Genomic DNA, 13,946 nt, shown 5'->3' on the forward strand with positions numbered 1-13,946 from the left:
CTCCTTTACTATGTGTCTGTGCATATAGTATATGAAATGAAGTTTTCAAGAAAATAACCAGGAGATTATCTTTTCCTTAACATTTTCCAATTTTGTTAATCTTTTCGTAATGTTCTTATGCTAAAATCGAATACGTATGAAATGAAACAGAGGTGATTTACGTTGGAAGATGCGTCTATATTGCTAGTTGATGATGAAATTGCCATCGTCAAAATGCTGGAGACAGTATTAAAAAAAGAAGGATTCAACCAAATTTATAAAGCTCACACCGCTCAAGAAGCGCTGGATGTTTTACATAATCAAACAATTGATATTATTTTGTTGGACGTAATGCTTCCCGATCAAAGCGGATTTGATATCTGTCCTAAAATTCGTGAGCTCTCAAACGCGTATATTTTATTCATAACAGCCAAAGTATCCGACTTGGATGTACTAACGGGTTTCGCCATGGGAGGAGACGACTACGTAACTAAGCCGTTTAATCCTTTAGAAATTGCAGCACGAATTAAAGCACGGCTGCGCAGAAAGCAAGCGCTGACTGAAGGAACTTCTATAAGAACGGAACCACAATCTTCAAATCGCTATGAGTTTGATCGTTTTACTGTAGATGAATCGGCAGGAGAACTCATTGTGGACGGTCAAACGGTTTCTTGCCCCGCACAAGTGTTTTTATTGCTTCTTCACTTTTGTAAAAATATGAATATTGTTCTTTCTAAATCACAGCTGCTTGAAGCCGTCTGGGGATATAATCAGTTTGTAGACGACAATACAGTAACTGTACATATTCGAAGAATTCGAGAACGAATCGAAGATAATCCTAGCAGTCCAAAACATTTAGTTACGGTACGAGGTCTTGGGTATAAATTAGTGAACGGAAAAGCGATATGAAATCAATTAAAAGAAGGTTGACCTTTCATTTTTCATTTCAGTTTATCGCAGTTATTGCATGTGTTTGCTGCATTCTTTTTTGTGCTTTAATATTTCTAGGCTATTACCTTACAAAGCAAGACATCAAAAGAGACTTGCCCTCTGGATCACTTAGCGTATTAACTACGGACACAACAGTTAAAAATGGGAAAGCAACCATTTCAGCAGATTTAGAAAAACGGTTGAAACAAGAAGGATTATGGTACCAAGTACTGAACAAACAAGGAGATGTAATTGGAGAAGTCAATACTCCTAAGAATATCCCTAAGCATTATACAGTTGCTCAACTTCTCGATATTGAAAAACAGAAAAAATTTCGAGACTATCATATCGTCACAGAACTGGACACATTTCTTGTACAACCCACATATTACATACTAGGCTATAAAAATAAATTAAAAGACCAGCTATACGATTTATATAAAAATTACAGCCAAGGCGGCCTTCCAATAACGGAAAAAGTACCTCAATTAGAAAAGCAGTTATTAAGTAAAGGTGCTTCTCTGCAAGTTATTAATAACCAAGGCGAAGTTGTCTCTTCCTTTCGAATGTCCCAAAAAAAACAGCAGTATGAGCCTTTAGACATTATTTCCCGCAAAATAGAAAAAGATAAATATGAATCTACAGCTACAATTTTTCATGATTCAAAGAAAAATTATTCATGGGTTTTTCATACCCCTAACAAACATCAAACTATTTCTGACTACTCAATTATTAAAAAAACAGTAGTTGGCGCAGTTATAGTTGCTGCTTTAGTTCTTTTAGCAACTATCTCTATTTCAATCTGGAACGCTTTTCGCTACGGCGGACCCTTACTTCTCTTCACCAGCTGGCTCGGGCGCATGGGAAGCGGAAACTATTCAGAAGTGCTAACAGAAAAAGAGCGGAAGCGCGTCTTTCGGAAGAATGGAAAAGTACGCTTTCAATATCGCCTATATTCAGAAGTAATCACCGCTTTTTATGAGATGGCGGAGCAACTTAGTTTAGCTGAAAAAGAACGAAAGCAGCTAGAATCCACTCGCGAAGAATGGATGACGGGAATATCCCATGATTTGCGGACACCTCTTTCGACGATTCAAGGATATGGCCATATGCTTGAAAGCGGCCATTACAATTGGAACGAAGAAGAGTTAAAAGAAATTGGCCAAACGCTGCGTGATAAAAGTGAATACATGGTGGAGCTTGTAGAAGATTTTTCATTGGCCTTTAAGCTTAAAAATAACGTAGTTGTTTTAGAAACAAAAAAAGTGGATGTTCATCAATTACTTCAGCATATTGCTTTAAAATTCGTTAACGATCGAACCATTGAAAATGTTCACTTCTCTTATGTGCCAGCTCCTCTTCAACCTTTTACTCAAGCTGATCCGCGCTGGTTTGAACGAATGCTTGATAATTTAATTTTTAATGCTATTAAGCATAACCCTAAGAACACTACCATTACGATTTCAACCGCGATAAAAAGTGACCGCGTCTTGATTACGATTCAAGATGATGGAATTGGAATGGATGAAGAAACGCAGAAAAATTTATTTGACCGCTATTACCGCGGCACAAATACAACCGAAAAAACAGAAGGTGCTGGACTTGGCATGAGCATCGCAAAAGCTATTTGTGAACTTCATAAAGGCCATATCGAAGTAAGATCTACTCTTCACGAAGGCACTTCCATTATCTTGCACCTTCCTCTTTCAGCAGATCAACAGCCGGACTAACCTCCGGCTGTTTTTATACACCTCCAATCTCTCCGTGCTATAATGTACGCAACTATACATAGACACAAGGGGGAATTTTTGTTGAGTAAAGGCAGAATTTTAATAGTAGAAGATGAGCGCAAAATTGCTCGTTTAATTCAGCTCGAGCTTGAACATGAAGGGTACGAAACGGGCATGGCTTACACTGGAACAGAAGGATTGGCAGAGTTTCAAGAACACGATTGGGATTTGCTGCTTTTAGATGTGATGCTTCCTGAACTGAGCGGACTCGAAGTACTTCGTCGCATTCGAGCAAATGATGATCAAACGCCCGTTATCTTATTAACAGCTCGAGACGCCCTTCCTGATAAGGTAAGCGGACTGGATTTAGGAGCAAACGACTACATTACAAAACCTTTTCAAATTGAAGAGCTTTTTGCCCGCATTCGCGTATGGCTTCGCCATCCTGCATCAACATCGACTGCTGAACAAGAAACAGCCACTCTTCAACTAGGCAATTTAGTCGTTAACGAAAAAACGCGAGAAGTTACGCGTGAAAATGAAGCTATTGAGCTGACCCCTAAAGAATATGATTTACTTGTCTATATGCTTCAAAACAAAAATCAAGTGCTGAGCTTTGAACAGCTTCTTACAAACGTTTGGGGATTTGATTATTACGGAGACACAAATATTGTATACGTATACATCCGTTATTTACGTAAAAAGATTGATGCTTCATTTTCAACTCCTTACATTCAAACAGTGCGCGGCGTTGGCTACATGCTGAAGGAGTAGCTTATGAAACTACAAACAAAGATTATTCTTACATCAACTGCGCTGCTTTTTATTCTGCTAGTAATTGCAAACAGTTCGATTTACTTCATCTTCAAGAAGACCATGGAAGACAACGCAATTGAACGTTTGCAAGCAGAAACAAGCAATGTAACAAATGGGCTAAAGCAAACGAGTGCGACGGTTAAACAATCCAATTTGCTTCGTGCCTATTTGCCTCCTAACGGAATGATTCGTATTTTACCTAAATCCGGCAGTCCTTTAGTTGTATCCGTTACGGATCAAACGAAAGAGCTTCAGGACTTACCTTATTCCTATTATTCAAATGAACAAACAAGCATCAAAGAAGAGGACGGCCATCTATACGCGGTTTCACACACCCCTGTCATTTGGACGAACAGTGAAGTTGTTTCTTTGGAAGTCACGGAACAACTGGCAGATGTGGAACAATCTCTGCAGACATTAAAATTTATCTTGCTCATTGCCTCTCTTGTTATATTAATTCCAACTATATTTGCTGGACGGCTTTTAAGTAAAATTATTTTGCGGCCTATCAAATCTCTTATTCATACTATGGAAGAAATTCAAGTGTCTCGCACATTCAAAAAAATTGACCTCTCTTCTCCTTCTAAAGATGAGTTAGATCAAATGGCCAACACCTTCAATAATATGATGGATTTATTAGAGGAAAACTATAAAAAACAAGAGCAGTTCGTATCCGATGCTTCTCATGAATTAAAAACACCCCTGACCGTTGTAGAAAGCTATGCCAATATGCTAAAACGATGGGGAATGAAGCGGCCTGATATTTTAGAAGAAGCCATCGAAGCTATTCACTCTGAGTCTTTACGCATGAAACAGCTTACGTCTCAAATGCTGGTGCTTGCGAAAGATGAGTCGCAGCGGGAGCTTCACATGGAACACGTAGATGCGGCGGCCGTCTGTAACCAAACAATTAAGCATCTAGAACGAGCTTTTGAACGAACCATTTATTTAAATATAAAAACGGATCATCCCGTCGTAACAGCGGATGAAAAACGCTTAAAGCAGCTGCTGTACATCCTCTTAGATAATGCCATTAAATATAGTGAAAAAGCGGTAGAGGTAACCATAACAAGAAGCGAAAGCTTTATGATTACGGTCACAGATCAAGGAATTGGTATTGCAAAAGAAGACTTATCAAACGTGTATGAACGCTTTTTTCGCGTAGATAAAGCAAGAAATCGAGAAACCGGTGGTTCTGGACTTGGATTATCCATTGCTCGAAAGATTGTAGAAGCTCATAGCGGGCGTATTGAGATTAACAGCCAAGAAGGAAAAGGGACATCAGTAACGGTTTCCTTTCCTCTTTGATTTCTCGCCTTTTCTTAGAGATTTTTAAGAATGGCCTGCTATACTACTTTTTAAGATACTGGAGGTGAATGTATGAAGAAAACGGTGCTTTTTATACTTATTTTTCTTGCTGTTGGTTCAGCTTGCTTTTACGGAATAGCAAAAGCAGTGAATCGGCCTGATACAATTTTATCGGAATCGGACGTCAGCAGTATGATTCAGCAAAAATATGGCGGCACTATTGAAAATGCAAGCTTTTCCCAAAAAGATGATGAACCGATTTATCGAATCACTTTGCTTAAAAATGATATTCCATACCACATCACAGTAAATGGAGAAAATGGAGAAGTCCAGTCATTAATCAAACAAAGAGTAGAGAAACAAACGTCTACTCAAACTAAAAATAATATAGAAGAAGAGCAAAAAAAGAGCGAGCAGCCACCAGTTTCTCCTACATCCGACGAGCCTCTCATTTCAATGGAACAAGCAAGAGACATTGCTTTACAAAAAGTAAAAGGAACGTTTTCCTCAGTTGAAATAGAAGAGGAAGAAGGCCAAACCTTCTACGAAGTCGAAATTGATCAGTCTAAAACAAGAGAAGCTAAAGTGATGATCAATGCTTACTCTGGACATGTAGATTCCATCACCTATGAAACTGACGATGATTAAAAGTACAGCGGAAAGCTGTGCTTTTTTTATCTATTTTTATTTATTTCTAAGAAAATTTTAAACTTCTTCTTCTTTCCCTTTAAAGTTCATTGGCTAAGATAGTCTTAACAATAAATCGAGGAGGCCATAACATATGAAAGTTATTACAACCGTTTTAGCCAGTGCAGTACTAGTCGGTGGATTAGGTGCAAGCGCATATGCAATGACAGACCAGTCCAAAAGCAATGATAAGAAGCAAACCACAACGATTGAAGAAGCAAAGGCAAAAGACATTGCCCTTCAAAAAACAGACGGCGGCGACATTACAAATATCCAATTAGCCATAGATGACGGCGTTAAACAATATGAAGTAGACGTCACAAAAGGTAATAAAGAATACGATGTAGACATTGACAGCAGCAGCGGTAAAATCATTGAATTTGATGAAGAGCAAAAAGACGATGAAGATGAGAAAGAAGAGGAACTTCAAAACATTTCCCCTGCTATTTCATTAGATCAAGCGATAAAAACAGCTTTAAAGAGTGCTAAAGGAACCGTCAATGAAACGGATCTAGACCAAGAAAACAACCGTTTAGTATATGAAATTGAAATTGACACAGCTGATAAACGTGAAGCAACTGTTTCAGTAGATGCCAAAAACGGTGACGTAATCAGTGTAGAACTAGATGATTAATAGAAAAAGCACACTCCAAAAGGAGCGTGCTTCTTTTTTTACACCGCTAATTTAATAACCGTTAATACAATACCAATCAAGAATCCACATAGAGCTCCGTTCACTCGAATCCACTGCAAATCTTTTCCGACATTGTTTTCCATCATATCCACAAGTGTTTCATCATCTAATTTATCTAAGTTTTCTTGAACAAGCTGTCCAATTTTCGAATGATTCTCTTCTACAAAGCTCATGATTTGCTTTTGAATAGCCGTATCAATTGCTCCTTGACGCTGTGCATCCTTTTCAAGAGCATTCAGCCAGCTCTCTACGTAAGGAACCGCGTAGCTTTTCATAAATTCAGGGCTTTCAATGAATACTGTCACTTTCGCTTTCATTTTATCGACGATTTCTGTTAATTTATTCGTTACATTTAATTCATTAATCGTTTTTTGTTTCCATGCTTCTAATTTTTCAAGAAGTTCTTCATTCTGCTCCAAGCCTTGCAGCTCTTTTCTAATTCCATTTACCAAAGCAAGGCGGTATTCATCCTCTTCGTTACGAAGACGCCCTGTAATAGAAAGCAATAAATTTTGCAAAATAGACCCTAGCTTCTCTTCATTAATCATGCTTTGAAATGATTTGAGAGCAAATTGTAAAATCCCATCAAGCTCAATATTATCAAGCGCATTTTTAGCAATACTTCCGAGCTGATACTGCGTTTCTTCTTTTTTAATCCAGCTCTCTCCTTTATTTAAAAGAACATCAAGCGCTTTTTCATCATACTGATTTTTTACCACTTCTCCAACAATCGAATGCACAATAGGCTTTAACTCTATTACTGAAAGCGATGATTTAAGCTCTTTTTCAATAATAGGAACGACTTTCTCTGTATCCACACGATTAATGGCATCAACAAGCAGCGCTGTTCCTTTTGTTTGAATCGTTTCCGAATGAGCACCTTTTCGAACAATTGGAAGCAAACGCTTTGTAAACGCAATTCTTTTTACTTTTTCTTGAATACTTTCTTTTGACAGCCAGTCATTTTCAAGCGTTGAGACTAACCCTCTTGTAATACGCTGTCTGTTTTTAGGAAGCAACGCAGTGTGTGGAATAGGAATACCTAAAGGGTGACGAAAAAGAGCCGTAACAGCAAACCAATCCGCTAGTCCTCCGACTAATCCAGCTTCGAACCCGCCTTGAAGCAAACGTCCCCAAATCGAATCACCAAAAGGCATTGTGGCAACGAAGCCCACTCCCATAATCGCCAAAGAAATCACGGCTAAGTGCTTTGATTTCTTCTTTGGGTTTGTTGTAAATACATTATTTGATTCCATTATAGTCCTCATCCTTTATTTATTTAACTAAACATTTCATCTAGAAATATGTAACGTGATACAGAAACTTCCGCAAAAAAAAGAAAGACAAGCTTTTACCCTCGTCTTTCTAGTATATTGCCTTTTTGCTATACTTCAAACTTTTTTTCTTTTCGACTTTTATTAATAAATGAAAAAATGAGGAGTACAACGAGAATAACTGCACATACGCTTGATCCAATCACATTGTTTTTATTAAACATAAACGATACAAAAATAACAAGCAGTGCTGCTGTTGCAAAAAGCGTTGTATAAGGAAACCACTTCAAGGCAAAAAACGGCTTTTCTTTATACCCTTTACGCAACTTTAATTGAGCTAAACAAATGCTTACCCAAATAAGAATAATCGTGAAACCCGGAATAGTCATTAAATAACTAATTACATTATCCGGCGTCTTATACGCTAAAAACACACCCATTAAAATACAAACAGCCGTAATCATCAAACCATTAATCGGAATACCGTTTTTCGAAACTTTCAAGAAGCGCTTTGATGCTTCTCCGCTTTGAGCCATAGCATAGAGCGTACGAGAAGTTGCATACATTCCTGAATTCGCTGCTGATAAAACGGCCGTCAATAAAACGAAGTTCATAATATGAGCCGCACCCGGCAGTCCGGTGATACTAAAAACTTGGACAAATGGACTATCCTGTCCGGATACAGAATTCCAGGGCATAAGGCCGCAAATAATTAAAATAGGCAAAATATAAAAACCAATCACTCTCCATACTGTGCCTTTGATCACTTTCGGTAAGACGTTTTTCACATCTTTTGTTTCCGTTACGGCCACACCAATTAATTCAGCTCCGCCGTAAGAGAACATTACAATTAAAAAGGCACTCAGCACACCGCTCATGCCGTGAGGGAAAAAGCCTCCATGAGCCGTATAATTTGCCCAAGGGTTTTGCACATCACTTGGAATTACAACGAATAAAATGAAAGCTCCCAAAATGATAAAAGCAGTAAGAGCAATTACTTTAATACCGGCAAACCAAAACTCAATTTCTCCGTAATACTTCACTTGAAATAAATTCATTCCTACAATCAGCACTGCACAGAGAAAGCTTAAGAGCCAAAGAGGTACAGAAGGGAACCAAAACTTCAAAAAGCTTCCCCCCGCAAGCAGTTCAACAACTGTCACGACAATCCAGTTCACCCAGTACAACCACCCTACAATAAAAGAGGTTTGCGTACCGAATGCCTTATGCACTAAATTTTGTACGTTCATATTCGGATAGACAATTGCCATCTCCGCCAATGCTGTCATTACAATAAATAAGATAAGACCGCCAAATAAATACGCCAGTACAACACTTGGCCCTGCAATACCTAGCGTATCAGCACTGCCTTTAAAAATGCCTGTCCCAATCATACCGGCAAGCGCAATGAGCTGCACATGGCGAGGCAACAGACCTTTTTTTAAATTTTGATCTTGTTTTTCCATGATGCCCGTCCCTTCTGTTCATTTTACGTGTTAGTTTAACCAAATCACTTCTTGCGCAAAAACCCCTACCGGATATTCAGTAGGGGGTGAACCAACACTGTTTTTCTTCTCTATGATGAATGAAAATGATCTGATTTTACCACTGTTACTTTAGTCATTTTATGCGTTGAATCAATACATTGTCAATGTTATTTATTTTCCAAAAATAAAGTCAAAAGAGTATCTATACCCTTTTGACTTCTAGTCTTCGTGCAATGATGGATAAAGCATAGTTTACAATAAAATACATCATCGCGATGATTAGAAACATCGGCACCACGTAACTTTGTTTCTGGCCGTAAATGATTTGAGCGTTATGCAGCAAATCTGGAAGTGCGATCACTACTGCAAGCGACGTATCTTTCAATAAGGAAATAAATTGACTAACTAAAGGAGGTACCATTCTCCGCAAAGCTTGGGGCAGCACAACGAAACGAAGCGTTTGATAATAATTTAAACCTGATGATCGCGCCGCTTCGATTTGTCCTTTTTCAATTGATTTTAATCCGCTTCGGATAATCTCTGAAATCATAGCAGATTCAAATACAGTGAGGGCCACAATCGCTGCTGACGTAATTTCCATATCAATTCCGATTTCAGGTAAAGCAAAGTATGTAAAAAAGATGATTAAAAGCAGCGGCAAATTCCGGATAATTTCTACGATAAAAGCGAGTACATGAGACAGAACTGGAATGCGGGCATACCTTAAAATACCTACTATACTTCCAGTAAGAAAACTTAATACAATCGAAATGAATGCTACTTTTAAAGTGACCCAAAATCCTTCCATTAAGAAGGAAAGATGATCGGGAGAATAAGCACCCATAAAATCCATCACTTTCACTCCTTTCAGCTTGCTTTACCAAGGCGTTTCTCAAGATAACCCACTCCTAAACTCAACGGAATGGTTAGAACTAAATAGAACAAAGCCACAAAAATATACACATCAAACACTACGTACGTTCGAGAGGAAACAAGATCTGCCTGATACATTAAGTCAAAACCAGCAACAATCCCTAACACGGATGAGTTTTTCACTAAATTAATAAATTGATTCCCTAGAGGAGGAATGACGATTTTAATGGCTTGAGGCAATATAATGAATCGCATCGCCTGACCGTACGTAAGGCCGGATGAACGTGCCGCTTCAAGTTGCCCTTTTGGAACCGCCATAATTCCTGCTCGTATAGCTTCGGCGATAAAAGCTGCCGTATAAATAGTTAGTCCCAGCACTCCGGCCGCTGTACCGCTGATTCCCGCCACGATAAAAATAAAAAAAACGATAACCACAAGTGGAATATTACGAATGAACTCTACGTAGACCGTACCAATTACATTTACTATTTTGAGAGGGGCTATTCGCATTACCGCAATGATTGTACCAAGTACAAAACTGGCCACTAAAGCAATCAGACTGGCGATAATGGTGTACTTAAAACCTTCTAAATAAAGATCCATATTGTTCGTCAGAATTGAAAAATCCAACAATTTTCTTCCTCCTTTCAACTAAACAAGCAGGATGAGCATAATGCTGCTCATCCTGAGAAAAGAAAACTGTACACTTATTGTTTGATCCACTTGTCGTGAATTTCATCATATTTTCCAGAGTCTTTTATCTTTTTAAGCGCATCGTTTAATGCATCTACTAGCTCTTTGTTTCCTTTTTTCACAGCAATGCCATAAGGCTCTTCTGTGAACGGCTTTCCTACCAATTCATAAGAAGGATCTTCATCAGCCATTCCATAAAGAATAGCATCATCAGTTGTTAAAGCATCTCCTTGCTTAGATTTTAAAGCTGTAAATGCTTCTGCATAGTTTTCAAATTCTAATACCGTTGTCTCTGGTGCTTTTTCGCGAATATTAATAGCTGAAGTTGATCCTTTAACAGCCAACACTTTAGTACCTTTCTTCAAATCATCAACGCTTTTAATTTTACTGCCTTTTTTCACAAGCAGAGACTGTCCAGCTTGGAAATATACATCCGTAAAGTCTACTTCTTTTTTACGTTCATCTGTAATAGTCATTGTCGCAACAACAGCATCAATATCTCCTTTTTGAAGAAGAGGAACCCTTGTTTTAGACGTAACTTCTTTAAATTCCACCTTGTTTTCATCACCTAAAATCTCTTTAGCCAGCTGCTTAGAAATATCAACATCAAAACCTTCTACTTCACCCGTCTTTGGATTCTTTAAGCCAAACAAACGCGTATCATTTTTAACTCCGATGACGATTTTTCCTCGGTCCTTGATTTCAGTGAGCGCATCTTTTTTAGCTGATGATCCACTCGTTTCTTCACTTTTCCCTCCACAAGCTGCTAACATCATAGCCGCTGCTAATGAAAGCACAGCTGCCTTTAAAAACGTTTTTGATTTCTTCATATTACTCCCCCTATTAAACAATTAATGATTTAAAATACGGCTAAGAAATAAACGTGCCCTTTCTTCTTGCGGGTTTTCGTAAAACTCAGCCGGAGTTGCCTCTTCTAAGATTTTTCCTTGATCCATAAATACAATGCGGTCCGCTACTTCTTTTGCAAACCCCATTTCATGAGTTACAACTACCATGGTCATTCCTTCTTTAGCCAATGTTTTCATGACATCCAGCACTTCTCCAATCATTTCTGGATCAAGAGCAGAGGTAGGCTCATCAAAAAGCATAATTTCTGGTTTCATCGCAAGTCCCCTCGCAATAGCTACACGCTGCTGCTGGCCGCCTGAAAGCTGGGACGGGTAGGCGTTAGCTTTTTCACCGATTCCGACTTTATTTAAATAGTATAGGGCTGTCTTCTTAGCTTCTTCTGACGACTGTCCCAATACCTTCATAGGTGCTAAAGTGATATTTTCTAAAACTGTTTTATGCGGATATAAATAAAAATGCTGAAACACCATACCTATATTGCGGCGCAGTTTATTAATATTTGTTTTTTTATCCGCAACCAATATATTATTTACTATTAACTGCCCATTAGATATTGTTTCTAAATAATTTATGCAGCGCAGCATCGTACTTTTCCCCGAACCCGAAGGGCCAATTACAACGACTACTTCGCCTTTTTTAATTGTTAAATTGATATCTTTTAGTACGTGAAAATCACCGTAATATTTATTCACTCCCTCAAAAACAATCATTTTCTCCCTCCTAATCTGTAAAAGTTTAAATATTAAAAATTTTTAAAATATGTTAAAAATTATATTCTTACCCTTAGAATAAAGTCAATAGTTGACAAATTATCTCTTTTTTGTAATCGAAATGAACTATCTTCAAATAAAATATGCTAGAAAAACAAAAGGTTTTGTCGGTAGCTGCCGATATGTAAGTATACGTTCGCTAGGCTGAAGGTACTTGTATAAGCTTAATCAATAGATTATATTAGTTAACGCGTATCTTTATACGAATTGTCTTTCGTTTTTATGAAACAGTTCTCTACAATCCTACCTCTTACTAACTTCCTATCGGCATTTTTGTTATAGTGATATATAAAAACCTAGTATCTATAAATTAACAAAAAAAGAAAGTACAAGCCTTAAGTCGTGTTAGAGGTTCTGACATAAATATAGCGAAATTATATCACCCCTCAAAAAAACACACGCTTTATTAGCGTGTGCGGTTTGTTATATTTTCCGGACTCATTTGAAAATGCGGATAGTCTTTAAAACCTTGCCAATCTCCTCCCCATTCGAATCCTAAATTTTTTGCGATATCTACAACCTCCATCCAATCAGACTGATTGTTATTGTTACCGTCATATTCCATGTCCCAAATAACTCGTCCGTCTTTTAACTGAATAGCAAAATCAATAGCTAGTCCATAGTTATGATAAGACTGGCCGCCCTTTGAGTAGGTAACAATGTTACCTTCTTCTGTCCTGCCTTTTGCATAAAGCTTATCTTGTTCTTCTTTTGAACGGAAACCTTCCGTAATGACAATTGAGATTCCTTGGTCACTTGCTTGTTGAACAAGTTTATTTTTCTTTTCTTCTACCACAGGATGCAACTCAGTTGCTCCTGAAAAATCTTCTAGCGTTGGACCAGGCTTTAACTCATCGCGAAACAAAAATACCAGGCTTACCGCTATCGCAACTATCAAAGCTATTCCCAATTTTTTAAGAATGTTCATCTATATAAAGTCTCCATTCTTTTTTGCTGCTGTTTAGATAAAATCATATCGAATTTCATTTTGTTATCCAATAAAAGAGCCGTAGTGTTCAACACACGTCTATATTTTTTCGTTTTTTATCTATTTTCACCATTTTTTCACTATTGGTGGTTACATTAACAATTGTGGACAGCTCTGTACCACACCCCTATAACTTTTAAGGAGTGACAACAGCATGAAAAAGAAACTATTCGGTTATATCATGGCAAGCGGTTTAACACTAGGAGTTATGGCAGCTGCAAATTCCACGGCATTTGCAGCAAGCAAAAATGAAACAAGCTCTTCAACAGTTGTAGAGCGAACAAATGGCAGTACAACAAATATGGATGATGCAACACAACAAAAAGTTGATGATATTATGAAAAAAGCACAGGAAAAATTACAGAAACTCGGCGTAAACTTGCCTCAGCACAAAGACAGCCCCTTCAGCAATTTAGATGCGGCTACAAAGAAAAAAGCGAAAGCTATTATGGATCAGCTTCGCGACGGCACGCTGACTAAAGAACAAGCGGAAGCAAAATTAAAGGAACTTGGCGTGAACTTGCCTGAACATAAAGGCGGTCCTTTTAACAATTTAGATGCGGCTACAAAGAAAAAAGCGAAAGCTATTATGGATCAGCTTCGCGACGGCACGCTGACTAAAGAACAAGCGGAAGCAAAATTAAAGGAACTTGGCGTGAATTTTCCTGCTAAAAAGAAAGATTTCCTAAGCGGGGTAGATGCTGAAACAAAAGCGAAAGCTGAAACCATTTTGGAAAATGCAAAAAAAGAAATTCAAAAGCTTGGCGTTACAATGCCGTTTGAAAATCACGAGCACAAAGCTCAATAACTAAAAAAGCTACTTGGCTGTTGAAAGCCAAGTAGCTTT

At 38.0% G+C, this 13,946-nt stretch carries 14 protein-coding genes; 7 read left to right on the top strand and 7 right to left on the bottom strand.

Going from position 1 to position 13,946, the window contains the following annotated elements; translation table 11 throughout:
- Positions 1-162 precede the first annotated feature (162 nt).
- From POF52_RS23210 to POF52_RS23235, 6 genes are all read left to right on the top strand, one after another.
- Positions 163-888 (top strand): response regulator transcription factor, encoded by a 726-nt coding sequence (locus POF52_RS23210; RefSeq protein ID WP_074896857.1) that lies wholly within the window; start codon positions 163-165, stop codon positions 886-888.
- Complete coding sequence (locus POF52_RS23215) at positions 885-2,639, top strand: sensor histidine kinase (protein WP_074896854.1); 1,755 nt, start codon at positions 885-887, stop codon at positions 2,637-2,639. The genes POF52_RS23210 and POF52_RS23215 overlap by 4 nt, the downstream gene beginning before the upstream one ends.
- A gap of 42 nt (positions 2,640-2,681) precedes the next feature.
- Entirely contained in the window at positions 2,682-3,413 is a 732-nt protein-coding gene (locus POF52_RS23220) for a response regulator transcription factor (protein ID WP_271995252.1), read from the top strand.
- A 3-nt stretch (positions 3,414-3,416) separates the two neighbouring features.
- Positions 3,417-4,763 carry a HAMP domain-containing sensor histidine kinase gene (locus POF52_RS23225; RefSeq protein ID WP_271995254.1) on the top strand — a complete coding sequence of 449 codons (1,347 nt, stop codon included), beginning with the start codon at positions 3,417-3,419 and terminating at the stop codon, positions 4,761-4,763.
- A gap of 72 nt (positions 4,764-4,835) precedes the next feature.
- Positions 4,836-5,411 carry a PepSY domain-containing protein gene (locus POF52_RS23230; protein WP_013081474.1) on the top strand — a complete coding sequence of 192 codons (576 nt, stop codon included), beginning with the start codon at positions 4,836-4,838 and terminating at the stop codon, positions 5,409-5,411.
- A 133-nt stretch (positions 5,412-5,544) separates the two neighbouring features.
- Positions 5,545-6,084: a PepSY domain-containing protein gene (locus tag POF52_RS23235; protein WP_271995256.1), complete on the top strand. Its 540-nt coding sequence runs from the start codon at positions 5,545-5,547 to the stop codon at positions 6,082-6,084.
- A gap of 38 nt (positions 6,085-6,122) precedes the next feature.
- Here POF52_RS23235 and POF52_RS23240 read toward each other — a convergent pair whose 3' ends face one another.
- The 7 genes from POF52_RS23240 to POF52_RS23270 all read right to left on the bottom strand — a co-directional run bounded on the left by POF52_RS23240 (position 6,123) and on the right by POF52_RS23270 (position 13,039).
- Entirely contained in the window at positions 6,123-7,400 is a 1,278-nt protein-coding gene (locus tag POF52_RS23240; RefSeq protein WP_271995258.1) for a DUF445 domain-containing protein, read from the bottom strand.
- A 128-nt stretch (positions 7,401-7,528) separates the two neighbouring features.
- A complete protein-coding gene (locus POF52_RS23245; protein ID WP_271995260.1) occupies positions 7,529-8,884 on the bottom strand; it encodes an amino acid permease in 1,356 nt (451 codons plus the stop codon).
- A gap of 223 nt (positions 8,885-9,107) precedes the next feature.
- A complete protein-coding gene (locus POF52_RS23250) occupies positions 9,108-9,758 on the bottom strand; it encodes an amino acid ABC transporter permease (RefSeq protein WP_271995262.1) in 651 nt (216 codons plus the stop codon).
- 14 nt (positions 9,759-9,772) lie between these two features.
- Positions 9,773-10,411, bottom strand: a complete 639-nt coding sequence (locus POF52_RS23255; protein WP_034654709.1) for an amino acid ABC transporter permease — start codon at positions 10,409-10,411, stop codon at positions 9,773-9,775.
- Between the two features lie 74 nt (positions 10,412-10,485).
- Entirely contained in the window at positions 10,486-11,301 is an 816-nt protein-coding gene (locus POF52_RS23260) for a transporter substrate-binding domain-containing protein (RefSeq protein WP_013055073.1), read from the bottom strand.
- Positions 11,302-11,322: 21 nt separating this feature from the next.
- Complete coding sequence (locus POF52_RS23265) at positions 11,323-12,051, bottom strand: amino acid ABC transporter ATP-binding protein (RefSeq protein WP_013081468.1); 729 nt, start codon at positions 12,049-12,051, stop codon at positions 11,323-11,325.
- Positions 12,052-12,517: 466 nt separating this feature from the next.
- Complete coding sequence (locus tag POF52_RS23270; RefSeq protein WP_034654703.1) at positions 12,518-13,039, bottom strand: M15 family metallopeptidase; 522 nt, start codon at positions 13,037-13,039, stop codon at positions 12,518-12,520.
- Positions 13,040-13,253: 214 nt separating this feature from the next.
- Here POF52_RS23270 and POF52_RS23275 point away from each other — a divergent pair, with 214 nt between their 5' ends.
- Positions 13,254-13,907 (top strand): hypothetical protein, encoded by a 654-nt coding sequence (locus POF52_RS23275; protein ID WP_233335219.1) that lies wholly within the window; start codon positions 13,254-13,256, stop codon positions 13,905-13,907.
- The last annotated feature ends 39 nt before the right edge of the window (positions 13,908-13,946 follow it).

The sequence above is a fragment of the Priestia sp. AB genome, from assembly GCF_028369225.1.
In the GTDB taxonomy this organism is placed as follows: domain Bacteria; phylum Bacillota; class Bacilli; order Bacillales; family Bacillaceae_H; genus Priestia; species Priestia megaterium.